The 24,160-nt window shown below is 68.1% G+C and carries 18 protein-coding genes; 15 read left to right on the forward strand and 3 right to left on the reverse strand.

Features of this window, described 5'->3' with window-relative positions:
• Positions 1-26 precede the first annotated feature (26 nt).
• Complete coding sequence (locus ACYVDK_RS06810) at positions 27-365, forward strand: hypothetical protein (RefSeq protein WP_460519838.1); 339 nt, start codon at positions 27-29, stop codon at positions 363-365.
• Positions 366-369: 4 nt separating this feature from the next.
• On the opposite strand, the gene ACYVDK_RS06815 is transcribed toward ACYVDK_RS06810, so the two are convergent.
• The gene (locus ACYVDK_RS06815; RefSeq protein ID WP_460519841.1) at positions 370-1,065 is read right to left on the reverse strand and encodes a CGNR zinc finger domain-containing protein; all 696 of its coding nucleotides are present in this window, start codon (positions 1,063-1,065) and stop codon (positions 370-372) included.
• Positions 1,066-1,176: 111 nt separating this feature from the next.
• A complete protein-coding gene (locus tag ACYVDK_RS06820; RefSeq protein ID WP_460519844.1) occupies positions 1,177-1,632 on the reverse strand; it encodes a SprT-like domain-containing protein in 456 nt (151 codons plus the stop codon).
• A gap of 210 nt (positions 1,633-1,842) precedes the next feature.
• Here ACYVDK_RS06820 and ACYVDK_RS06825 point away from each other — a divergent pair, with 210 nt between their 5' ends.
• Together ACYVDK_RS06825 and ACYVDK_RS06830 are read left to right on the forward strand one after the other, a co-directional pair.
• Positions 1,843-2,601 carry a LamB/YcsF family protein gene (locus tag ACYVDK_RS06825; RefSeq protein ID WP_460519847.1) on the forward strand — a complete coding sequence of 253 codons (759 nt, stop codon included), beginning with the start codon at positions 1,843-1,845 and terminating at the stop codon, positions 2,599-2,601.
• Positions 2,598-4,730, forward strand: coding sequence for a 5-oxoprolinase subunit B/C family protein (locus tag ACYVDK_RS06830; RefSeq protein ID WP_460519850.1), 2,133 nt, complete (start codon positions 2,598-2,600; stop codon positions 4,728-4,730). The genes ACYVDK_RS06825 and ACYVDK_RS06830 overlap by 4 nt, the downstream gene beginning before the upstream one ends.
• 350 nt (positions 4,731-5,080) lie before the next feature.
• Here the strand turns inward: ACYVDK_RS06830 and ACYVDK_RS06835 are convergent, their stop codons facing one another.
• Positions 5,081-5,977: a spermidine synthase gene (locus tag ACYVDK_RS06835; protein WP_460519853.1), complete on the reverse strand. Its 897-nt coding sequence runs from the start codon at positions 5,975-5,977 to the stop codon at positions 5,081-5,083.
• Between the two features lie 51 nt (positions 5,978-6,028).
• Here ACYVDK_RS06835 and ACYVDK_RS06840 point away from each other — a divergent pair, with 51 nt between their 5' ends.
• The 12 genes from ACYVDK_RS06840 (at position 6,029) to ACYVDK_RS06895 (ending at position 24,148) form a co-directional block, all read left to right on the forward strand.
• Positions 6,029-6,586, forward strand: a complete 558-nt coding sequence (locus ACYVDK_RS06840; RefSeq protein ID WP_460519856.1) for a hypothetical protein — start codon at positions 6,029-6,031, stop codon at positions 6,584-6,586.
• A 253-nt stretch (positions 6,587-6,839) separates the two neighbouring features.
• A complete protein-coding gene (locus ACYVDK_RS06845; protein WP_460519859.1) occupies positions 6,840-8,069 on the forward strand; it encodes a sensor histidine kinase in 1,230 nt (409 codons plus the stop codon).
• Positions 8,066-8,803: a response regulator gene (locus ACYVDK_RS06850; protein WP_460519862.1), complete on the forward strand. Its 738-nt coding sequence runs from the start codon at positions 8,066-8,068 to the stop codon at positions 8,801-8,803. Before ACYVDK_RS06845 ends, ACYVDK_RS06850 begins: the two co-directional genes overlap by 4 nt.
• A 308-nt stretch (positions 8,804-9,111) precedes the next feature.
• Positions 9,112-9,996 (forward strand): endonuclease domain-containing protein, encoded by an 885-nt coding sequence (locus ACYVDK_RS06855; RefSeq protein WP_460519865.1) that lies wholly within the window; start codon positions 9,112-9,114, stop codon positions 9,994-9,996.
• 626 nt (positions 9,997-10,622) lie between these two features.
• Entirely contained in the window at positions 10,623-14,150 is a 3,528-nt protein-coding gene (gene rpoB / locus ACYVDK_RS06860; protein ID WP_460519868.1) for a DNA-directed RNA polymerase subunit beta, read from the forward strand.
• Positions 14,151-14,231: 81 nt separating this feature from the next.
• Positions 14,232-18,113: a DNA-directed RNA polymerase subunit beta' gene (locus tag ACYVDK_RS06865; protein ID WP_460519871.1), complete on the forward strand. Its 3,882-nt coding sequence runs from the start codon at positions 14,232-14,234 to the stop codon at positions 18,111-18,113.
• A gap of 485 nt (positions 18,114-18,598) precedes the next feature.
• The gene (locus tag ACYVDK_RS06870) at positions 18,599-19,987 is read left to right on the forward strand and encodes a hypothetical protein (RefSeq protein WP_460519874.1); all 1,389 of its coding nucleotides are present in this window, start codon (positions 18,599-18,601) and stop codon (positions 19,985-19,987) included.
• 90 nt (positions 19,988-20,077) lie between these two features.
• On the forward strand, positions 20,078-20,557 hold the full coding sequence (locus ACYVDK_RS06875) for a DUF6121 family protein (protein ID WP_460519877.1): 480 nt from the start codon (positions 20,078-20,080) through the stop codon (positions 20,555-20,557).
• Positions 20,558-20,806: 249 nt separating this feature from the next.
• Positions 20,807-21,166, forward strand: coding sequence for a PadR family transcriptional regulator (locus ACYVDK_RS06880; protein WP_460519880.1), 360 nt, complete (start codon positions 20,807-20,809; stop codon positions 21,164-21,166).
• A gap of 1 nt (position 21,167) precedes the next feature.
• A complete protein-coding gene (locus ACYVDK_RS06885) occupies positions 21,168-22,118 on the forward strand; it encodes a permease prefix domain 1-containing protein (protein ID WP_460519883.1) in 951 nt (316 codons plus the stop codon).
• Positions 22,119-22,262: 144 nt separating this feature from the next.
• Entirely contained in the window at positions 22,263-23,336 is a 1,074-nt protein-coding gene (locus ACYVDK_RS06890; protein WP_460519886.1) for an ABC transporter ATP-binding protein, read from the forward strand.
• The gene (locus ACYVDK_RS06895; RefSeq protein ID WP_460519889.1) at positions 23,333-24,148 is read left to right on the forward strand and encodes an ABC transporter permease; all 816 of its coding nucleotides are present in this window, start codon (positions 23,333-23,335) and stop codon (positions 24,146-24,148) included. Before ACYVDK_RS06890 ends, ACYVDK_RS06895 begins: the two co-directional genes overlap by 4 nt.
• The last annotated feature ends 12 nt before the right edge of the window (positions 24,149-24,160 follow it).

The raw sequence follows: 24,160 nt of genomic DNA on the forward strand, positions 1-24,160 counted from the left end.
ATTCGAGATCGAGGAAGAGGTCCATCATGACCGAGTCGTTGCCTGCAGGCGCAGTCATCCGCGTTTCGCGCGTCGCCTTCGAGCCCGGGATCTTCGACGCGGTCGTCGCGGCGGACCGCAGCACGACGGAGTACCTGGTGCCGGCCATCCAGCGGCTGCCGGGGCTCATCCACTGGTATGCGGGCTATTCGCCCGACGGCTCGTTCGTGCAGATCAGCGTCTGGGACACCGAAGAGCACGCCAAGCAGATGGACGACCTGACGGAGATGAACGTGCGGGCGCGCGACGAGTTCCGCGAAGTCGGCGTGGACTTCGGTGCGCAGTACGCGTCGATAGTCAACTATCCGATCGCCTGGACGATCTGAACTCTCACTCGAGCTGCTTCGGTGCCGCATGCCGTGCCCGGTGCGCGCGCACCTTCGCCCGGTTCCCGCAGCGCAACATAGAGCACCAGCGGCGATTGCGGCTGCGTGACACGTCGAGGTAGACGAGCGGGCAGTCGTCGGCGCCGCAGGCACGGATGCGCTCGCGGGCATCTTCAGCGCCGAAGACAGCGACGGCGTCGCGGGCGATCGCCGAAAGCGCCTGCGTCGCTCGTGGCCTGGTGCGGCCAGCCTGCCTACTGCCCCCCGCAAGGGCCGGCGGCAGATCAGGCGTCGAGGCGTACAAGTTGATGATGTCCACGTCGCGACCGGCGAACGGATGCCCGTCCAGCGCCGCGTACGCCAGGTTCGCAATCGCCTCCCTAAGCGTCAGGGCGTCGCGCCGTTCGTGCTCGGCGCAGGAGGCGTCGATGGCCGGGAACCGGCCGTGCAGCCATGCGGTGAGGTCCGCGGGCGTGCGCAGCCGCTCCCACGGCTCGTTCGGCACGCGATCGCCGTCGCGTGGCGCTGCCATGCCGCCGGTGTACGCGAAGTCGAGGCACAGGCATCCGGAGTCGAACCACCAGCGCACGCCGTCGGCGGAGTCGAACCATTGACCCGTCTCGCCGAGCCGGTGGGCGTCGTCGGCCCGATTCTCGTCGTCGGCTCGGGCCGTCGTGCTCTCCGCTGCCGTTGTCGTCATCTGTCGAGGTTCATCCGATCCGTTTGCTGGGGCTGAACCATCTTGCCGCGTCGCGAGCGTGCGGTCACATTCGCGATGGCGGCCGGGGCGGGCGGCATCAGGCACCGGCGGTCACACCCGCCGCCGCTCCCACGCGATCAGGAACTCGTGCGAGAACCCCCGCGAGCACGTCGCGCACGACATCGTGCGCCCGGGCTTGCGGTACCGGTAGTGCACGTGGCCGCGGGGGCAGCGGCCCACCCAGGGTGCGAGGTCCTGTGCGACCGGCTTGTCGAGCGTGCGCTCGCCGACGTAACCGAGTTCACGTGCGATCGCACGCCAGCGCTGCCCGTGGCCGGCCGCCGGCCCCGCGATCGCGTGCGCCACCTCGTGCAGCAGCACCTGGTGGATCTCGTCGTCCTCGAACCGGGCTGCGAGGTACCGCGAGACCGTGATGCGCTTCGTCGAGTGGTTGCACTGGCCGCCGCGGGTCTTGGCGTTGTCGAAGCCGAAGGTCCAGGCATCCGCGTCGAGGTGCATCGCGATCAGCGCCTCAGCCCACGTGCGCACCCGTACCAGTTCTGCCACCATTCGAGGCTAGCGACGACCACCGAAAGATGCCGTCGCGCGCGCTGTCGCTGTGCACAGCTCGGCGACCCGGCATGCTGTGGCCGGAGAGCCTGATCGGTCGAGGCGCGGCGGTCGCTCCTGCGCGTCCGATGTATCGAACCCGTGCGCTCCCTATGGGTGTCAGTGCCGACCCTGTCGATCGTCGCGACGGCGGGCAGAATGAAGGGGATGCGCGCGATCGACATCAACTGCGACCTCGGCGAGTCGTTCGGCGCCTGGACGATGGGCGACGACGACGCGATGCTCGACGTCGTCTCGAGCGCCAACATCGCCTGCGGATTCCACGGCGGCGACCCCGCGACGATGCTCGCCACCTGCCGCGCCGCGCGCGATCGCGGCGTCGTGATCGGAGCGCACGTGTCGTACCGCGACCTCGCCGGGTTCGGCCGTCGCTTCGTCGACGTCGCACCCTCTGACCTGCACGCCGACGTGCTCTACCAGCTGAGCGCGCTGGCCGGCATGGCGGCATCCGTCGGGGCGCAGGTGCGCTACCTCAAGCCGCACGGTGCGCTGTACAACCGCATCGCGACCGACGAACAGCAGGCGACGGCGGTGGCGGATGCCGTGGCATCCTTCCCGGTAGAACTGCCGGTGCTAAGTCTGCCGCACAGCGCGATCGAGCGAGCGTGCGCGGCGCGCGGAGTGCCGTTCGTGCGCGAGGCGTTCATCGACAGGGCATACCTCGGCGACGGCACCCTTGTGTCGCGCAGCCGGGAGGGCGCTCTGCTCTCGCAGCATGACGGCATCGCTGAGCGAGCCGTGCGCATGGCGTCAGACGGTGTCGTGCAGTCCGTCGACGGCGAGACCGTCGAGATCGACGCGGCTTCCCTGTGCGTGCACGGCGACAGCCCTGATGCCGTCGCCATGGCGATCGCGGTGCGGAGGGCCCTGGCGGAGGCGGGCATCCGGATCGAGGCGTTCGCGTGAACGGTGTGCCACCGCTGCCTCCGTACACGATCCACCGGCTGGGGGATCGCGCCCTCATCGTCGATCTGTCCGATCTGCACGAGGTGCTGAGGCTTCGCGACATTCTGTCGCAGTCTGACCGCGCGGGTATCGACGACATCGTGCCAGCGGCGCGAGCGCTGGCCGTGCTCTTCGATCCGAAGCGCATCTCGGCCGACAGCGCACACGCCTGGCTCGAGCGAACTCTGGAGTGGATGCCTGCATCCGCGCCGACATCAGGCTCGCCGGAGGGCGGGCCCCGGGCGGCCGGCGCGCTGGCGGCACCCGGCGGAGGTGGGGGTTCGGTGCGTGGTCGGGGCTCGGTGCGTGGTCTGGACTCGGCGCGTGGTCGGAGTTCAGCGCTCGGCGGGGGCGGGGGTTCGGTGCCTGGTCAGGACTCGGTGCCTGGTCAGGGTTCGGTGCTCGACGGAGGCTTCGTGCCCGACGGGGATCCCGTCGTCGTCGACGTCGTCTATGACGGTGACGATCTCGCGGACACCGCCGCACTGGTCGGCACGACCGTGGACGAACTGGTCCGTAGGCACACGGATGCCACGTGGCGCGTCGCCTTCTCCGGCTTCGCTCCGGGATTCGGCTACCTGGTGACCGACGACCCGTGGTTCGACGTACCGCGGCGCTCGAGCCCACGCAGCCGGGTGCCCGCAGGGGCGGTCGGGCTCGCCGGGGGCTTCAGCGGTGCGTATCCGCGCGAGGGTCCCGGTGGCTGGCAGCTGATCGGACGAACGGATGCCCCGCTCTGGCATCCCGGCGACAGCCACCCTGCACTCCTCACCCCTGGCACCACCGTGAGGTTCCGTGCGGTCGACGCGGAGCCTGCATCCGCGGGGCTTGCATCCGCTCAGCCTGCATCCGCTCAGCCTGCATCCGCCCGGCCTGCATCCGTGGGGCCTGCATCCGCCCGGCCTGCATCCGCTCAGCCTGCATCCGCGGAGCCTGGCCGCACCGCGTCCACCGCACCCCTTGCCCCTCGCACGGTCGGCCGGAAAACACACGATCGGCCGCACGAGGAATCGCTTTCAGATGCGGCCGATCGTGCGTTTTCCGGCGGACCTTTCGACGACGTTGCGGCTGCGGCCTCCACGACCGACGCGGCTGCGGCCTCTACGACCGACGCGGCTGCGGCAGCGGCTTCCGCATCCGACGCAGCTGCGGCCTCCTCGACCAACGCGGCGGCGTCCGCGGCTGCAGCGCCGTCGGCTGCTGTGTCGACCGGTCCGGCCGTGACCGTGCTGCAGTCCGGCCCGCAGCTCCTCATCGAAGATCTCGGGCGCCCGGGCTCCGCATCCATTGGCGCCGGCCGCTCCGGTGCGCTCGACCGCGGCGCCCTGCGGCTGGGCAACCGGTTGGTCGGCAATGCCGAGTCGGCGGCCGGACTCGAGGCGGTCGTCGGAGCGCGGTTGCGCTTCGAGCGGTCCACGTGGATCGCCGTGACCGGGGCCAGGGGTGCGCTCAAGATGGGCGGGCATGCGATCGAACCGGACGCCGCGGTGCAGGCGTCGCCCGGAGACGTGCTGGAGCTGGGCACAGCGGAGCACGGGCTGAGGTATGTGGTCGCCCTGCGCGGTGGCGTCGCCGTGCCGCACGAGCTCGGATCGGCCTCGACCGACATCGGGGCCCATCTCGGTCCGGCCCCGCTCGCTGACGGCGATACGCTCGCCCTCGCCGATGACGTCACGGCCGGGATCCCGGCGGTCGACGCACTCACGGTCTGGTCGCCACCTGACGACGAGGTGCACGTGCACGTCGTCGCGGGACCGCGGCAGAACTGGTTCACCCGGGCATCCGTCGTCGCGTTCTACGAGAGCGCCTGGCGGGTCACGCAGCAGTCCAACCGCGTGGGTTCACGATTGTGGTCGGATGCCGTGAAGCTGCAGCGGTCAGGCGACCCGGCCCTGCCTGCCGAGTTGCCCAGCGAGCCGATGGTGCCCGGCGCGATTCAGGTGCCGCCGTCCGGCGAGCCGACCGTGCTGCTTGCCGACGGCCCGGTGACCGGCGGTTACCCCGTGATCGCCGTCGTCGCCGATGCCGACCTCGATCTTTTCGCGCAACTACGTCCCGGCCAGCGCATCCGCTTCCGGCACAGCCGCTGAGGCGAACCCGTTCCGCCGCGTGAGCATGCCGCGACCACGCCCATCACGCCGACCCACGCCGACACCACGACCTTCACGCCGGCCCACGCCGACACCACGACCTTCACGCCGAGTCACACCGAGACCGCGACCTTCACGTAGAGTCACGACCTTCACGCAGAGTCACGACCTTCACGCAGAGTCACGACCTTCACGCCGACACCCCGATCCGTGCACCGTGACCGCGGACAATGTTCGAGTCACGGCAACGAAACGATAGTCCGGGCAACCAACCCCTGGTCACGGCGACGAAACCGTAGTCGGGGCCGTCCCCGTGACAGCAACCCGGCACGACAGGCCGGCGGCCGCCCTCACCCCTTCAGCTGGAACACGCTCCGACCCGGCAGCGGCGACGCGACGGCCGTCGCATCCGTCACCACCTGCGCCCCGGCGACGAACTGCCGCAGCTCACCGCCCGCGACGGCCTTGGCCGGGTGCGGACCGCTCGCGAGCAGCCGCGGCAGCCAGTCCAGCGGCAGTGCCGCGTTCGATCCGACGAGCACGATGTTGCCGAATCGCTTGCCCTTCAACACCTGGGTCTCGGCCAGCGCGGCGACGTGCTCGACGACGGAGCGGAGCGTGGATGCCTGCCCCCGCGCGAACGAGAGCGGCGGTCCGTCCGCGACGTTGACGAGAACCACCCCGTCCGCCGCAAGCAGCGACACCGCCTCCCGATAGAACTCCACGCTGGTCACGTGAGCAGGAGTGCGCGCTCCGCTGAAGATGTCGACGATGAGCAGGTCGACCGTGCCGCGCAGCCCGGCGGGAAGCCTGCGGACGACCTCGCGGGCATCCCCGTGCCGCACCCTGATCTGTGCGGACCTCGGCAGCGGCAGCTCGGAGCGCACGAGCTCGACCAGTTCGCTCTCCAGCTCGATGACCTGTTGGCGCGAACCCGGTCGCGTGGTCGCGATGTAGCGGGGAAGCGTCATCGCTCCGGCGCCGAGGTGCACGGCCGTGATCGGCTCGCCCGGCTTGCGCAGCAGGTCGATCACGTTGCCCATGCGCTGCACGTACTCGAAGAACAGCCGGGTCGGGTCATCCAGGTCCACGTGCGACTGCGGTGTGCCGTCCACCACCAGCTGATAGGAGCCGGGCACCCACCGGTCGGGCTCGATCACGGCGCGCAGGCCACTGTTCTTCAAGACGACCGACGGATGATCCTGCACCCTCCAAGAGTATGGACTCCACCCGGTCTCCACCCGCATCTCCACCCGTGGTCGGTGGTCTGCGCCCGGCTCCGAAGCGATGGTGGATGCATGACCCTTTCGATCCAGCTCCTCACCAACGCCCTCATCATCGTGGCCCTCGTCGTGTGGGTCGGATACCGGCAGCTGACCTGGCGCGCCGTCGACGCCGGACGCATGTGGCGACTGCCGGCAATCCTCGCCATCGCGGGGCTCGCCACGCTCGGCAGTATGACGAACCTCAAGTCGCTGACCGGCACCGACATCGCGGTGCTGTGCGGCGAGCTGGTGATATCCCTCGGACTCGGCGCCGCGATGGGTGCGATCGCGAGATTCCGCCCGTTGACGGCGGACGGCGTCCGTCTGTACCGCGAGGCGCACGCGAACGATCGCCGTCCGAGCATGTCGCTCGTGACGCTGGAGACCCGCACCGGATGGTTCGGCATCGCACTCTGGATCGCGTTGATCGCGGTGCGCATCGGCATCGACGCGCTGGCGGGCATGGCCGGCTCGCACCTGGCGGCCTCCACCGGAGTGATCCTGCTCATGGTCGCCGCCAACCGGCTCGCGCGGGTCGGCGTCATCCTGTACCGCGCCGGCCGGGTTCCTGCCGAGCCCGTGCGGGTCTGAGTTGTCTTGCGCGCCGGTCCCCGCCCGGCGCACCGCAGTCGGCAGGGTGCGTGGTCGGGTTTGTCGCGGCGTACACGCCGCCGCGACGTGGGGCGGGTTGGGTTGCGGGGATGGTGTGCCGGCGCGTCGAGCGTGGACCCCGGCTCGGCCCGCCCGGCCTCGGCAACGGGGAAGCCGTGCGGCAGGATGGGGCACGAGCATCCAGCAGACGACGGTTCATCGTCTGCGGGCCCGCAACGGGGAAGGAGCGAACGTGTTCGAGACGGCACCGGGTGTTCCGCTCCGCCGCACACCGTTCGGTATCGCCCTCAACGTGCTCGGCATCGCGGTGGTCGCCGCATACCTCGTGCCGCAGCTGTTCGGCGGAAAGATCCCGCTGCCGGAATGGACCGTGCCGCTCACCCTGATCTCGGTGCTGGCCTGGATCGGCGTGCTCGTGCTTCCGTTCGACTGGCTCGTCGCCACACGTGTGCTCTTTCTGGTCATGGTGACGGCCGGTGCACTCACGGCCTGGCCGACGAACGGTCTGCTCATCGTCCCGGTCATCTCGGGAGTGATGCAGGTGGGCGGCCTGGAGCATCCGCCGTGGCTCATCTATCTGTATGCGCTGATCGCGGGCGGCTTCCTGGCCGTCGCCCCCATCACCGTCGCGGTGAGCGGCGGCAAAGGTGTCACGATCGAGGGCATCCTCTCGCTCGAGTTCGCGGTGCTCGTCGCGCTGCTCGCGGGTGTGAACCGACGGCAGGCAAGGGCCAGGCAGGCCGCGGCTGCCGAACTCGCCGAGCGCACAGCTGCCATGCGCGAGGAGCAGGCGAAAGCGTCGACGCTGGCCGCGCGTCAATCCCTCGCCCGCGACATGCACGACGTGCTGGCGCACAGTCTCGGTGGCCTGGTGATTCAGCTCGACGCGGTCGAGGCGCAGCTCGAGGCGGGCAAGACGGATGCCGCGCTCGCCCGCCTGCACGACGCGCGATCGATGGCGGCGTCGGGGCTGGCCGAGGCGCGACGTGCAGTGGAGGCGCTGCGATCGCCGACGGATGCCCGTGCATCCGTCTCCTCCACCGACCTGGCCGCGCAGCTGATCGACCTGGTCGACGCGCATGAGCGACTGGGTGGCCGCATCGACTTCGAACAGCTCGGCACCCCCGTCGACGTGCCGGAACGGGTCGCGACCGCACTTCGTCGTGCGCTTCAGGAGTCGCTCAGCAACGCGCGCAAGCACGCGCCGGGCGAGGCGGTGCGGTTGCGCATCTCGTGGCATCCGGATCGGGTATCGCTCGAGGTGGCGAACGCCGTATCCGTTGCGGCAGCCGCCTCACGTGCCGGCGTCGAGCTCGCGACCACCGGGTCCGGCCGGGGGCTGCTCGGCATGCGGGAGCGCTTCGCCGAGCTGCCCGGCGGGGCAGTCGAGGCCGGAGTGCACGACGGAAGATTCCAGGTGCGCGCCGAGGTCGCGCTCGTCAAGGCTGGAGGCGCCGGATGACGGATTCGACGAACGAGCCGCGCATCCGCGTGATCGTGGCCGACGATCAGGCGATCGTGCGCGACGGCCTCGTGACCGTGCTCGACCTGCTGCCCGACGTCGAGGTCGTCGGCGAGGCGGCCGACGGTGCGCAGGCGCTCGCACTGGTGGGGGAGCGGCATCCGGATGTGGTGCTGATGGACCTGCGGATGCCTGTGCTCGACGGATCCGCCGCGACCGCCCGCATCGCCGCCGAGCATCCGGGGACGGCGGTACTCGTGCTGACCACGTTCGCCGACGATGCCTCGGTGATGGGCGCGTTGCGGGCCGGCGCCCGCGGATACCTCACCAAGGATGCGTCGCGCGCCGAAGTCGCCGCGGCCGTCCGCTCCGTCGCCCGTGGACAGACGACGCTCTCGGGCGAGGTCGGAGCGCGCCTGATCGGCGGACTCACCGGATCCGTTGCGAAGCACGACCCCTCGACGGAGCCTGCCATTGCACATTCGCCGGCCGCGCCGCACCCGTCGAGCGCTGGAGCGGGCGCGCTGCCGGCGGATGAGCTGCGCAGGCGGCATCCGCAGCTCACGGCGCGGGAGGCCGAGGTGCTCGAACTGGTCGGGCAGGGCATGAGCAACCCGGAGATCGCCGGCAGGCTCTACGTGAGCATCGCCACGGTGAAGACCCACATCAACTCGATCTTCGCCAAACTCGACCTGCGCGACCGCGCGCAGGCGATCGCCCTCGTGCGCCCCTGACGGCCGCCACCCGCGCCGAACCCCGCAGCCCGCTTCCGCCCTCTGGCTCCGCCGGCCTGCGTCGTCTCCGCCCTCTGGCTCCGCCGGCCTGCCTCGCCTCGCTGCGCGCGCACTGCGCCGCCTCAGCACAATTCAGGCGAAAAGCCCCTATTCCGCCCACTTGTGGTCGCGCGCAGGCCCCAGCGCCTGATTTATGTTCGACCCGACCCGCGGATGTCCCTCCCTCCACAGGTCCGCGGATGGGGGCATTGTCCACAGTCCTCGCGGAGTGGCCGTCGCAGGGCGTCAGGAGATTGCACCTTGGTGTCATGCTAGATACCAGGAATCGCCTCGTCGACCAGACTGGAGTCCTTTCGATAGGTCACCTGCGCCGATCGGGACTGTCCCGCAGCGATATCCAGGCCGCGCTGGATCGCGGCGATCTGAGCCGGATCCGCCGCGGCTGGTACGCACGAGATACGAGCGATGCGGATGCCGTCGAGGCGGTGTTCCTGGGCGGCGCCTTGACCAGCGTGTCAGCCGCCCCATTTCGCGGGTTGTGGACCTTGCGTGACGGGCTCCTCCACATCGCGGTACCGCACAATGCTTCGCGGCTCCGCACTGCGAGGAACAACGACGAAGTGCTTGTGGATCGTCGCGGAAACCGGATCTGCCTGCATTGGACGTCGACGCAGCATCCGTTCGCCGAGGCAGTGGCAGACGTGCATCGTGTGCTGATGGATGCCGCGGTCTGCCAGCCTGCCGATCACGTGGTGGTGTTGGCGGATTCTGCGCTGAACCGAGGAATCGTGACCCCGATTGAGATCGAGGCGTGCCTGCCGCTGCTCGCCGATCGATGCACCGGGGCGAGCGAGTCAGGCACCGAGACCATGGTTCGGCTGCACCTGAGACGGCGTGGTGTACGAGTGCGATGCCAGGTCTGGATCGGAAGCGTGGGGGTGGTGGATCTGCTGGTGGGAGACCGCCTGGTCATCGAGTGCGACAGCGCGAAGTATCACGACGGCTATCAGTCGGCCCGGGACTACGACCGCGACCTTGCACTCGTCGAGATGGGCTTCATCGTCGTTCGGCTCCGTTACGACCACGTGATCCATCACTGGGATCGTGTCGAGCGAGCCATCCTGTCGATCGTCCGCGACCGACGCCACCTACGGAGGGGTCGCGAGCACGGCGAGCACCTTCTCTTCGGGTGAGAGTCGGAAGTGGCGCCTCGGGTGAGAGTCGGAAGTGGCTCCGCGAGTGCGAGCCGGAAGTGGCTCCGCGGGTGCGCATCGGGAGAGCGCGTCGAACTCGTTCGTGGAGTGCGTCGATGTGCGGACGCTCCACCTAATTCAGGCTGCGCCGAGCAGATTCCGGCTCCCGCGGTCGCAGACACCCCTGTCAGCCTGAATTGGGTTGGGGGGCCAACGGTGATTCACGGCGGGCATCCCGGAACACGGCGGGCAACCCGCAACACCGCGGGCATCCGACGGGGACAAACGACGACAGCGGGGCGCTTATACCCCTGAATCCGAAATCGGTCAAGAAAAAACTGGACACGGCGCGGCGCATTGACGTATAGTGATTCTTTGCGCTCCCACACTCATGCCTTCATATTGCGGTCGGCTCTGCGTGTCTTCCGGTGTGTGCATGGGCTGGGTCTTTCGGTGTTGCGAACCCGGGGCTTCTGCGAGAGCAGGGCTACGGGTCTACGACGCGCGGGACCGGTCAGATAGAGCACAACGGCAGGGCACCACTTTAGCGGGAGTCTTCGTCCACACCACAACCTGACCGACAGTCACCCGTGGTCCCTTGCGGGGACCCCATGGAGGTTATTTCCTTGGCTGCTGCGCGCAACGCATCTTCCACCATCACTCCCAAGAACGGACGAAACCACTCTCGTCTTTCGTTCGCCAAGATCACCGACACCCTTACAGTTCCGGATCTCCTCGCACTGCAGACGGAGAGCTTCGACTGGCTGGTCGGAAGCGACGCGTGGAAGGCTCGCGTCGCCGAAGCCGAGGCCCAGGGTCGCCAGGATCTGCCCGGCAACAGCGGTCTGGAGGAGATCTTCGAGGAGATCTCCCCGATCGAGGACCTGAGCGAGACCATGCAGCTCTCGTTCACGAACCCTTTCCTCGAGGAGAAGAAGTACTCCATCGACGAGTGCAAGGAGAAGGGCAAGACCTACTCCGCGCCGCTCTACGTCGAGGCGGAGTTCATGAACCACATCACCGGTGAGATCAAGACTCAGACGGTGTTCATGGGCGACTTCCCGCTGATGACGGAGAAGGGCACGTTCATCATCAACGGCACCGAGCGTGTCGTCGTGTCGCAGCTGGTCCGCAGCCCCGGCGTGTACTTCGAGCGCACGCTGGAGAAGACGTCGGACAAGGACATCTACTCGGCCCGCGTCATCCCGAGCCGCGGTGCATGGCTCGAGTTCGAGATCGACAAGCGCGACCAGGTGGGCGTGCGCATCGATCGCAAGCGCAAGCAGTCCGTGACCGTGTTCCTCAAGGCGCTCGGCCTCACCAGTGAGGAGATCCTCGAGCAGTTCAAGGGCTTCACCTCGATCGAGCTGACCCTGGAGAAAGACACCATCCTCACCAAGGAGGAGGCGCTCAAAGACATCTACCGCAAGCTGCGCCCGGGCGAGCAGGTCGCCGCTGAGGCAGCACGCGCGCTGCTCGACAACTACTACTTCAACCCGAAGCGTTACGACCTCGCCAAGGTCGGCCGGTACAAGATCAACCGCAAGCTCGGTCTCGAGGCCCCGCTGTCCGACTCGGTGCTGACCAACCAGGACATCATCAAGACGATCAAGTACCTGGTCGCCCTGCACGACCCGACGGCACCCGGCGTGAAGCAGCTCGGCGACAACGTGTACGCGATCGACGGCACGCGAGGCGGCAAGAGCGCGGACATCCGTCTGGATGTCGACGACATCGACCACTTCGGAAACCGTCGCATCCGCGCGGTCGGCGAGCTCATCCAGAACCAGGTGCGCACCGGCCTCAGCCGCATGGAGCGCGTCGTGCGCGAGCGCATGACCACACAGGACATCGAAGCGATCACGCCGCAGACCCTGATCAACGTGCGCCCGGTCGTCGCCGCGATCAAGGAGTTCTTCGGAACCAGCCAGCTGTCGCAGTTCATGGATCAGAACAACCCGCTCGCCGGCCTGACCCACAAGCGCCGCCTCTCGGCGCTCGGCCCCGGTGGTCTGTCCCGCGACCGTGCGGGCGTCGAGGTGCGCGACGTTCACCCGTCGCACTACGGCCGCATGTGCCCGATCGAGACGCCTGAAGGTCCGAACATCGGCCTGATCGGCTCGCTGGCATCGTTCGCCCGCATCAACTCGTTCGGGTTCATCGAGACGCCGTACCGCAAGGTCGTCAGCGGCAAGGTCACCGACCAGATCGACTACCTGACCGCGTTCGAAGAGGACGACTTCATCGTCGCCCAGGCCAACGCCCCGCTGAAGGCCGACGGCCACTTCGCCGAGGACCGCGTTCTGGCCCGCCAGAAGGGCGGCGAGGTCGACCTCGTTCCCGCCGACCAGATCGGCTACATGGATGTCTCGCCGCGCCAGATGGTGTCGGTCGGCACCTCGCTGATCCCGTTCCTCGAGCACGACGACGCGAACCGCGCCCTGATGGGTGCGAACATGCAGCGCCAGGCCGTGCCGCTCTTGCGCAGCGAGTCGCCGAACGTCGGAACCGGCATGGAGGGTTACGCGGCCATCGACGCGGGCGACGTGCTCACGGCGGAGAAGTCCGGCGTGGTCGCCGAGGTCTCGGCGGATGCCGTCACCGTCCAGCTCGATGAGGGCGGAACCCAGACCTACTACCTGCGCAAGTTCGACCGCTCCAACCAGGGCACGAGCTACAACCACCGCGTCATCGTGAACGCCGGTGAGCGCATCGAGGCCGGCGAGGTCATCGCCGACGGTCCCGCGACCGAGGACGGCGAGCTCGCCCTCGGCAAGAACCTGCTCGTCGCGTTCATGCCGTGGGAGGGCTACAACTACGAGGACGCGATCATCCTCAGCCAGAACCTGGTGAAGGACGACACCCTCTCCTCGATCCACATCGAGGAGTACGAGGTGGATGCCCGCGACACCAAGCTCGGCAAGGAGGAGATCACCCGCGACCTGCCGAACGTGAGCCCGGAGCTGCTGGCCGACCTCGACGAGCGTGGCATCATCCGCATCGGCGCCGAGGTCCGTCCCGGCGACATCCTGGTGGGCAAGGTCACGCCGAAGGGTGAGACCGAGCTCTCTGCGGAGGAGCGCCTGCTGCGCGCGATCTTCAACGAGAAGAGCCGCGAGGTGCGCGACACGTCGCTGAAGGTGCCGCACGGTCAAGAGGGCACGGTCATCGGCGTCAAGGTGTTCGACGCGGTCGACGGCGACGACGAGCTCGGGTCCGGCGTGAATCAGCGCGTCGCCGTGTTCATCGCCCAGAAGCGCAAGATCACCGCGGGCGACAAGCTCGCCGGCCGCCACGGCAACAAGGGCGTCATCTCCCGCATCCTGCCGGTGGAAGACATGCCGTTCCTCGCGGACGGCACGCCGGTCGACGTCATCCTCAACCCGCTCGGTGTTCCCGGCCGCATGAACTTCGGCCAGGTGCTGGAGATCCACCTCGGATGGGCCGCGAAGCAGGGCTGGAAGGTCGAAGGCAAGCCCGCGTGGGCCGGCCGCTTGCCCGAGGTCGCTCGCGAAGCCGCCCCGAACACCAAGGTGGCGACGCCCGTGTTCGACGGTGCGCTGGAGGAGGAGATCGCAGGTCTCCTCGACTCCACGCTGCCGAACCGCGACGGAGAGCGTCTGATCGACCACGCCGGTAAGACCCAGCTCTTCGACGGCCGCTCCGGCGAGCCGTTCCCCGAGCCGGTCTCGGTGGGCTACATGTACATCCTGAAGCTGCACCACCTGGTCGACGACAAGATCCACGCCCGCTCGACCGGACCGTACTCGATGATCACCCAGCAGCCGCTCGGTGGTAAGGCGCAGTTCGGTGGTCAGCGATTCGGCGAGATGGAGGTGTGGGCACTCGAGGCGTACGGCGCCGCCTACGCGCTCCAGGAGCTGCTCACCGTCAAGTCCGACGACATCCTGGGCCGCGTGAAGGTGTACGAGGCCATCGTCAAGGGCGAGAACATCCAGGAGCCGGGCATCCCCGAGTCCTTCAAGGTTCTCATCAAGGAGATGCAGTCGCTGTGCCTGAACGTCGAGGTGCTCTCGGCCGACGGCACGCCGGTGAGCCTGCGGAACACGGATGACGAGGCCTATCGTGCCGCCGAAGAGCTCGGCATCAACCTGTCCAGCCACTTCGAGTCGTCGTCGATCGACGAGATCTGATCCACGGAACCGGTCGCTGAGCCCGTTGAAGCACGGTGACCGCCCTCAACTCGATTGACGAACTTTCTACTAGGAGAGAAATTGCTCGACGCAACAACTTTTGACGAGCTGCGTATCGGCCTGGCCACGGCCGACGACATCCGTCGCTGGTCTCACGGTGAGGTCAAGAAGCCCGAGACGATCAACTACCGCACCCTGAAGCCGGAGAAGGACGGCCTGTTCGGCGAACAGATCTTCGGGCCGTCCCGCGACTGGGAGTGCGCGTGCGGCAAGTACAAGCGCGTGCGGTTCAAGGGCATCGTCTGCGAGCGCTGTGGTGTGGAGGTCACCAAGTCCTCCGTACGACGTGAGCGCATGGGTCACATCGAACTCGCCGCACCGGTGACGCACATCTGGTACTTCAAGGGTGTGCCCTCGCGCCTCGGCTACCTGCTCGACATGGCGCCGAAGGACCTCGAGAAGGTCATCTACTTCGCCGCATACATGGTCATCGACGTCGACGAGAACGGTCGCCACGAAGACCTGCCGGGTCTCGAGAATGAGCTGCGCCTGGAGATCAAGGCGCTCACCGATCAGCGCGACGTTCGCGTGGCCGACCGCCTCGCCAAGCTCGAGGGCGACCTCGCCGCTCTGGAAGAGGAGGGCGCGAAGGCCGACCAGAAGCGTCGCACCCGCGATGGCGCCGAGAAGGAGATGTCGCAGATCCGCAAGGGCTTCGACGAGGACATCGCGCGTCTGGAGCGCGTGTGGGAGTCGTTCCGCACGCTCAAGGTCGGCGAACTCAAGCCCGAGGACGCCGACTTCAACGAGCTCCTCGACCGGTACGGCCTGTACTTCACGGCCTACATGGGCGCCGAGGCGATCAAGAAGCGCCTCGAGGCGTTCGACCTGGTCGCGGAGGCCGAGCTGCTGCGCGACCAGATCGCGAACGGCAAGGGCCAGAAGAAGATCCGTGCGATCAAGCGACTGCGCGTGGTCAGCTCGTTCCTGTCAACGGGCAACTCGCCGGCCGCCATGGTGCTCGATGTCGTGCCGGTCATCCCGCCCGAGCTGCGCCCGATGGTTCAGCTCGACGGCGGCCGCTTCGCCACGAGCGACCTGAACGACCTGTACCGTCGCGTGATCAACCGCAACAACCGCCTTCGTCGTCTGCTCGACCTCGGTGCTCCCGAGATCATCGTGAACAACGAGAAGCGCATGCTGCAGGAGGCCGTCGACGCGCTGTTCGACAACGGCCGCCGCGGTCGTCCCGTCACAGGCACCGGCAACCGTGCCCTGAAGTCCCTGAGCGACATGCTCAAGGGAAAGCAGGGTCGTTTCCGCCAGAACCTTCTGGGCAAGCGTGTCGACTACTCGGGCCGTTCGGTCATCATCGTGGGTCCGCAGCTCAAGCTGCACCAGTGCGGTCTGCCGAAGGACATGGCTCTCGAGCTGTTCAAGCCGTTCGTCATCAAGCGGCTGATCGACCTGCAGCACGCGCAGAACATCAAGGCCGCCAAGCGCATGGTGGAGCGCGCGAACCCGCAGGTGTGGGACGTGCTCGAGGAGATCATCCGCGAGCGCCCCGTTCTGCTGAACCGTGCGCCCACGCTGCACCGTCTGGGCATCCAGGCGTTCGAGCCGCAGCTCGTGGAGGGCAAGGCCATCCAGCTGCACCCGCTCGTCTGCGCCGCGTTCAACGCGGACTTCGACGGTGACCAGATGGCCGTGCACCTGCCGCTGTCGGTGGAGGCGCAGGCCGAGGCGCGCATCCTGATGCTTGCCTCGAACAACATCCTGAAGCCGTCCGACGGTCGCCCGGTGACACTGCCCGCGCAGGACATGATCATCGGTCTGCACCACCTGACGACGATCAAGGAGGGTGCCGAGGGCGAGGGCCGCGCGTTCTCGTCGGTGTCCGAGGCGATCCTCGCCAAAGACCAGGGCTCGCTCGATCTGAACGCCAAGGTGCGCATCCGTCTCGAGAACCTCTATCTGTCGGAAGAGGATGCCGCCGAGGACTTCGTTCAGGGCGGCACCGCTCTGCGCGAGACCTCGCTGGGTCGCGCGATCTTCAACGAGACCCTGCCGGAGGACTACCCCTACGTGGAGGCGGTCGCCGACAAGGGCAAGCTGTCGTCGATCGTGAACGACCTCGCAGAGCGCTACCCGAAGGTGGAGGTGGCCGCAACGCTCGACCGCGTGAAGGACGCCGGCTTCTACTGGGCTGCCCGCTCGGGCGTCACCGTGGCGCTCAGCGACATCGTCACGCCTCCGTCGAAGAAGGACATCATCGCCTCCTACGAGAAGAAGGCGGCGAAGGTCCAGAGCGAGTACGAGAAGGGTCTCACCACCGAGGCCGAGCGTCGCCAGGAGCTCATCAAGATCTGGACGGATGCCACCGACGAGGTCGCGAAGGCCATGCGCGAGAACTTCCCGGAGCACAACACCATCAACCGCATGGTGTCTTCCGGCGCTCGTGGCAACTGGCTGCAGGTGCGCAACATCGCAGGTATGCGAGGGCTGGTGAACAACCCGAAGGGTGAGATCATCCCGCGTCCGATCATCTCGAGCTACTCAGAGGGCCTCTCGGTGGCGGAGTACTTCATCGCGACGCACGGTGCCCGCAAGGGTCTGGCCGACACCGCTCTGCGCACGGCCGACTCCGGTTATCTCACGCGTCGTCTGGTGGATGTCTCGCAGGATGTCATCATCCGCGAGGAGGACTGCGGCACGACGAAGGGCCTCGACCTGGCGATCGGTGCACGCAATTCCGAGGGCGTGCTGGTGCGCGACGAGAACGTGGAGAACTCCTCGTTCGCTCGTACTCTCGCCACCGACGTGGTGGATGCGAAGGGCACCGTGGTGGCCGAGGCAGGTCAGGATGTCGGCGACGTTCTGATCGAGAAGCTCATCGTGGCGGGCGTCGAGACCATCCGGGTGCGCTCCGTGCTCACCTGTGAGTCGGCCGTCGGCGTCTGCGCCCTCTGCTACGGCCGTTCGCTGGCCACGGGCAAGCTCGTGGACATCGGAGAGGCCGTCGGCATCATCGCGGCGCAGTCGATCGGTGAGCCGGGCACGCAGCTGACGATGCGTACGTTCCACACCGGTGGCTCGGCATCCGCCGACGACATCACGCAGGGTCTGCCCCGCGTGCAGGAGCTGTTCGAGGCGCGCACCCCCAAGGGTGCTTCCCCGATCGCCGAGGCCCCTGGCCGTGTGCGCATCGAGGACACCGAGAAGGCCCGCTACGTCGTGCTCACCCCCGACAGTGGAGACGAGGAGCACCGCTACCAGGTGCTCAAGCGCTCGACACTGCTCGTGGAGGACGGCGACCACGTGGAGCTCGGCCAGCAGTTCATCGTCGGCACCGTCGACCCGAAGGAGGTGCTGCGCGTGCGCGGCATCCGCGCGGTGCAGGAGCACCTCGTGGGCGGCGTGCAGGGCGTGTACCGGTCGCAGGGCGTGCCGATCCACGACAAGCACATCGAGGTGATCGTGCGTCAGATGCTGCGCAAGGTCACCGTGGTCGACCATGGCGAGACCGATCTGCTTCCCGGTGAGTTCGTGGACCGGTCGAAGTACAACACGATCAACCGCGCCGCGCTCGCCGATGGCAAGAAGACGGCATCCGCCCGCCAGGAGGTCATGGGTATCACCAAGGCCTCGCTCGCAACGGAGTCGTGGCTGTCGGCCGCGTCGTTCCAGGAGACCACGCGTGTTCTCACGCAGGCCGCCATGGAGGGCAAGCGCGATCCGCTGATCGGTCTCAAGGAGAACGTGATCATCGGAAAGCTGATCCCGGCCGGTACCGGCCTGCCGCGTTACCGCAACGTGACGGTCGAGGCCACGGAGGAGGCGAAGGCGGAGCGTTACCCGAACCGCATCTTCACCGACGACACCGTGTTCAACGAGAACGATCTGAGTTTCGTCGACTTCGACAGCTTCAGCTCGGACGACTACACCCCGGGTACTTACAACTGACCAAGGTGAGAGCGAAGCGAGCTTGCTCGCTTCGCCGAACCGCGGGAAGTTGTTGAGCCGCGAAGCGGCGAACATAACTGATTGAGGTCGGGGAAAGTGAGCTTGCTCGCTTTCCCCGACCAATTGAAGTCATGAGCCGCGAAGCGGCGATATGACTGACAGTCTCCACCAGGAGCCCCACGCCAACCTCGGCGCGGGGCTCCTGTGGTTTCTGCCGCGGCCCTTGTGCATTTCTCAGGAGGCGATGCCCGCGGTGGCCGAGACACGCCGGTATTCACCGGCTACCCGGTCGGGATGCGCCGCAGTGCTCCTGAGAAGCGCACGGGGCGGGTTCGGGGGTTGCACTGCCCGCGGTGCGCCTTGCCCAGGCCTTTGGCGCGCGCTGTTACCGTGGCGAAAGCTGTCCGAGCGGCGACCAGCCGTGCACGGCGGCAGTCGATTCAGCCCGCCACGCGGTGCGCCGCGTTCACACGACAGGGGGCACCATGAGCAACGACACACCGAACGCACGGGGCACCGACGAGCAGTCGGAGCCCGCCGACGCGGATCGCGCAGCTGCGGGCGAGCCGGTGACGAGCGGCGAATCGGCAGTGGAGACTCCGGCCGACTCGGTGGAGGATACCTCCGCAGAGGGCGAAGAGTCCGCGAACGTCGAAGCCACTGTCGAGGCGGAGGCCCCTGTCGAGGCGGAGGCCCCTGTCGAGGCGGAGGCCACTGACGAGGGGGAGGCCACTGTCGAGGCGGAGGCCCCTGTCGAGAGGGAGGCCCCTGTCGAGGCGGAGGCCCCGGCCGACGCTGAAGCCCTGCCCGAGGCCGAAGCCGCTGTTTCAACTGAAGCCCCACTCTCGGCCGAAGCCCCACTCTCGGCCGAAGCGCCTGCCGAGGCCGAAGCCCCACTCGCGGCAGAAGCCCAGCCCGCTGCGCACGCCCCGGTCGACGGTGAAGCCCCGGTTCCGGCCGGAGCACCCGCCGAGGCAGAAACTCCCTTCGACGCTGAGGAGTCGGCCGCCGCCCCGCTCCAGCGGACGACCGAGCCCTACGTTGGTGACGACACGGCCGCGTTCGACGTGGTCGCCGACCAGCACGAGGGGGTGCGGGCCGACGAGCCTGCGGTGCCCATGATCGTGCCGTCGGAGGCGTCGGTGCCGTCGGGTGAGACATCCGGGTTCCCGGCCGACGGGTACGACGGTGAGTCTGCAGCGGCTGCGCCGGTTGTGCCCGAGCCTGTGCCCTACGAGGCGACGGCGTCGGCTGAACAGGCCGCCACGACAGGACTCGAAGGAGGCATCGCGGTGGCGGCGGTCGCTGCCCCCACGCCGATGTACGTCACGGCGCCGACTCCGCCGAAGCGGCGGGGCAACCGGCTGATGGGCATCCTCATCGACGTCGTCGCCACTGTCGCATTCGCTGTCGTCTTCGCCCTGGTGAGCCTGGCGTTCACCGTGTCGGCCGACCCGAAGGCGACGATGGTGACGTGGGAGCACTTCTTGCAGACGCCCGGATTCTGGCTGCCCGTCGTGGTGTTCTTCCTCGCCGAGGCGCTCCTCATCACGATCGTCAATCGCGCCGGATGGTGGGCGCACGTGCTCGGGTCGTTCTTCGTGGGCGCCGTCGTGTACTTCGCGTATCTGGGCGGCACGCTGATCTCGGTCGAGGTGTGGCGCATGTCCGCCTCGTATCTCAGCCAGTTCCTCAGGATCGTCGCGGTCAGCCCGATCGCGATCTTCGCCGGCATCATCGCGCGCGAGACATCGGTGTGGTTCGGTGCCTGGATCGCCGCCCGCGGTCGCCGGGTTCGCGCGGCTAACCTGGAAGCGCAGCGCGAATACGACCGCCGGATCGCGGCCGGGCCCACCACGAGCCCGGGAGCCTGAGCCGGGCGAGGAACGCCGGCTTCACGGTCGACGCACGCGTCGGTCGGGGTAAGCGGTCGGCGCAGGATCGCCGAAGCGCAGCATCCCACCATGGAATTCCGCCGATATGCCGCCGCCCTCGCCGTCTTCGCGACGGTGCTGTACATCGCGCTGCTGATCGCCGCGCTCGGTGTGCTCAGTGTGATGCTGAACCGCGACGTGATCGACAATGCGGATGCCGGCCTGTACGCAGGTCCGATCGCCTCCGGTGTCGCCTCCGCCGTCGTGTTCACGGTGCTCCTGGTGCGGGCGCTCCGGGTGCCGCGTCACGCGCACGACATCGCCGTCGGCGTCGCGGTCCTCAGCGGTGTCTGCTCCTACGCCGGATACGCGGTCGGCGGCGCGCTCGTCGTGGGCGTCACGGATCCCTTCCAGTCCCTGCCGTTCGCCGTCGAACAGCTGATCGGTCCGTTCGCGGTGGCGGCGGGCATCCTCTCCGTCGTCGTCGTGCTCCTGGACATGATCGTGCTGTCGTCGCACATCGACGAGCGCGGCCGCCCGCGCTGGCCCTGGGAGAAGCGCGACCCCTGACGGCCTTCGCCGTGCTCCCGCCGGCAGCCCTTCCCGCTGGGTGCCCCGCCGATTCCGCTGGATGCCCGGCCGGTCCCGTCGGCTCGTGAGACTAGGCGTACGCGCCGACACTAGCTGCACAGACATAGGTCTCATCGCATACACCCAGTCTCGGCTCGGGGCTCGGGGCTCGGGGCTCGGGGCTCGGGGCTCGGGGCCTGTGCGTGGCATCCTTGCACCGATAGTACTTGATCTGTTATAGTACTTGGCATGCAAGAAGACTCGCGGAGATCCGCGGCGTTCACCGCCGACCTGCTGCGCGGACACACCGACACGATCGTGCTCGGCGTGCTTCGCGGCGGCGACGGGTACGGCTATGAGATCCACAAGGCCATCCGCGACTCCACCGGCGGCGGCTACGAGATCAAGGAGGCGACGCTCTACGCGAGCTTTCGCCGCCTCACCAAAGACGGCCTGGTCGAGCCCTACTGGGGCGATGAGTCGCAGGGCGGCCGTCGCAAGTACTACCGCATCACCGACGCGGGGCGTGCGGTCTACGCATCCAACGTCGCGGCCTGGGTTGCGACCCGTCGCATCATCGACTCCCTCCTCGACGTAAAGGAACTCTGACATGAACACCGACATCCACCGCCTGCTCGACGAGGCGTTCGCCGGCGTCGAGATGACCCCGGAGGCGCAGGACCTGAAAGAAGAGGTGCGCGCGAACCTGGTCGCACGGGTCGACGATCTGGAGGCATCAGGGGCGTCGCCGCACGAGGCGGCCGAACGCGCCGTCGCCGAGATCGGCGATGTGCGCGAGCTGCTCGATGAGGCGGATGCGGCCGTCGACCCCGCGACTACGATCGCGTCCCGCACACGGCCTGCTCAGTACGGCTATGCCTCGCTGGCGCAGCGCAACCGAGTGCGCCCGAAGCCGGGATTCGTGGTGCGCACCGTGCTCTGGTCGGCGCTTCTCGCCGTCGGCGTCACGCTCTGCACGCTCGGCGCGACAGGGGTGCTGCCGCTGTCGGCCGGGCCGATCATCGCGCTGCTGGGGGCCGCATCCACGGGTCTCGGCATGCTGGTCGGCGACACGCTCTCGCAGGAGACGACCACGAACCATCCGATGCCGCAGAACCGTGCAGGCGGTTACGCGCTCGCCAGCTTCTTGACACTGTACGGACTCGGATTCGCAGGACTCGTCGTCCTCCAGGCTTTGCCCATCTGGTGCATCGTGTTCGCGGCGCTTGGCGTGATCGCGGCGATCGTGCTCTTCGCGTTTCTCGGCGCCACGCAGACCAACCGGCACAAAGCCTGGACCATGGCCGCCCGCAACACGATGCCGCCCGACCGGTTCGAACAGCATCCCGAGGTGGCGGCCCGCTTCGGCATCTACACCGCGGTCATCTGGCTCCTCACGTTCGTGATCATCGCCGTGCTGGTGTTCACGGTCGGCTGGTGGTGGGCGCCCGTCGCGTTCGTCGGCGGGCTCGCGGCCATGATGCTGCTGCTCGCGCGCATGCTGTTCGGCCGCACCGACGACTCCGACGCCACCGACGACAGCGACGACTCGAAGCACTGATTCGAAGCGCTGATCCGGGAGGAACACCGAACACTCCGCACAGCGACTGCGCCACCGCAGCCCAGTCGCCGCACTTCCCACGTCGGTGTGTCGACATTCGACACACCGCCATCACAGAACCCTCGAACCGAAGGGATGCTCGTCATGCCAGAAATCACCCTCGCCGTCGACGTCGTCGGCCTCGCCAAGACCTACCGCGGCCCGCACCGCACACCCGTGCACGCGCTGCGCGGCCTGACCTTCCAGGTGCCGGCGGGCATCGTGTTCTCGATGCTCGGCCCGAACGGAGCCGGCAAGTCGACCACGACGAAGATCCTCACCACGCTGAGCCACCCGAGCGGCGGATCCGCGCGCATCGACGGCATCGACGTGGTGCGACGGCCGTCCGAGGTGCGGCAGCACATCGGATATGTCTCCCAGGGCGCCAGCACCGACCCGCTCCTGACCGGCACCGAGAACCTCGTGCTGGCCTGCCGCTTACGGGGAATGAGCGCGGTGGATGCGCGCAGTCGCGCGTCCGCTCTGCTGAAGGAGTTCGGGCTGAGCGACACCTCGGACCGCCCGGTCGGCAAGTTCTCCGGCGGCATGCGTCGGCGGTTGGATGTCGCGGCCGCGCTCGTGCACGCCCCGCGCGTGCTGTTCCTCGACGAGCCCACCACCGGGCTCGACCCCGAGGCGCGCGCGGCGATGTGGGGGGAGATCCGCCGTCTGTCCGCCGAGAGCGCCATCACGGTCATCCTCACCACGCACTACCTGGAGGAGGCCGACCGGCTCGCGGACGACGTGATGATCATCGATCACGGCGCGAAGGTCGTCAGCGGGAGTCCCGACGAGCTCAAGTCGTCTCTCAACGGGGACACTCTGCGGGTGTCGCTCGTAGAGCCCGACGTCGACGCCGTGCACCGGGCGGCGGCAGCAGTGGGCGGCCTGCGCGACATCGTCGTGGAGACACAGGGCACGAACGGCCAGCTCGTCGCCCGCACGGACGACGCGTCGTCGGCCGTCGCGCCCGCGATCGCCGCGCTCGAGGCGGCCGGCATCGTGTTCGGGGCGGTGTCGGCATCCCGCCCGAGCCTGGACGACGTGTATCTGCACTACGCAGGGCGCTCGTTCGACACCGCGGACGGCTCCGCCGAAGGGGGCGGCGCTGCCGCCGGAGACGGCGTGAAGGACCGGTCGGCGAGGTCGTCGGCCGACATGAACGGAGAAGCAGCATGACCACCACAGTTGCCGGCGTCGCGCCGGCTCACCCCCTGCAGGCCGGTTGGCTCACGCAGACCGTGCAGATCACCCAGCGCTGGCTCACCAACACCCGCAGGCAGGTGTGGGGCGCGGCGTTCTCGCTCGTGCAGCCGATCGTGTGGATCCTGCTGTTCGGCCAGGTGTTCTCCTCGCTGGGAAAGCTGCCCGAGTTCGGTGGAGCCGGCTACGCCACGTTCCTCGTGCCGGGCGTGCTCATGATGACGGTGCTGTACAGCGGAGCGTGGGCCGGCTCCGGCTACATCGACGACATGAAGTCGGGCGTGATGGATCAGCTTCTCACCGCTCCCATCGCCCGCACAGCGATCGTGACCGGTCAGCTCGTGCAGCAGCTGATCGTCTGCCTCGCGCAATCGATCATCGTGCTGTTCATCGGTTGGCTCGGCGGTGCCGCCTACCCGGGCGGCATCGGCGGAATGACGCTCGCGGTCCTCACCTCGCTGCTCCTCGGCACGATCTTCTGCTCGCTCTCCACGGCCGCCGCACTCACCGCACGCAACCAGGTCGCACTGATCGGCATCTCGCAGATCGTGGTGCTGCCGGTCACCTTCCTCTCCACCACGATGATGCCGGCGTCGCTGATGCCCGACTGGGTTCAGAACGTGTCGAAGTTCAACCCGATGACCTGGTCGGTCGACCTGGCTCGCAACACCCTGGCGGGAACCACGGATGCCTCGGCTCTGCTGCACGTCGGCGGCCTGGTCGTCCTCGCGGTGCTGGCGTTCGTCTGGTCGGTCCGCGCGCTTCGCGGGTACCAGCGCAGCCTGTGACGGCTCGCCGCC

The sequence above is a fragment of the Humibacter antri genome (genome assembly GCF_054777235.1).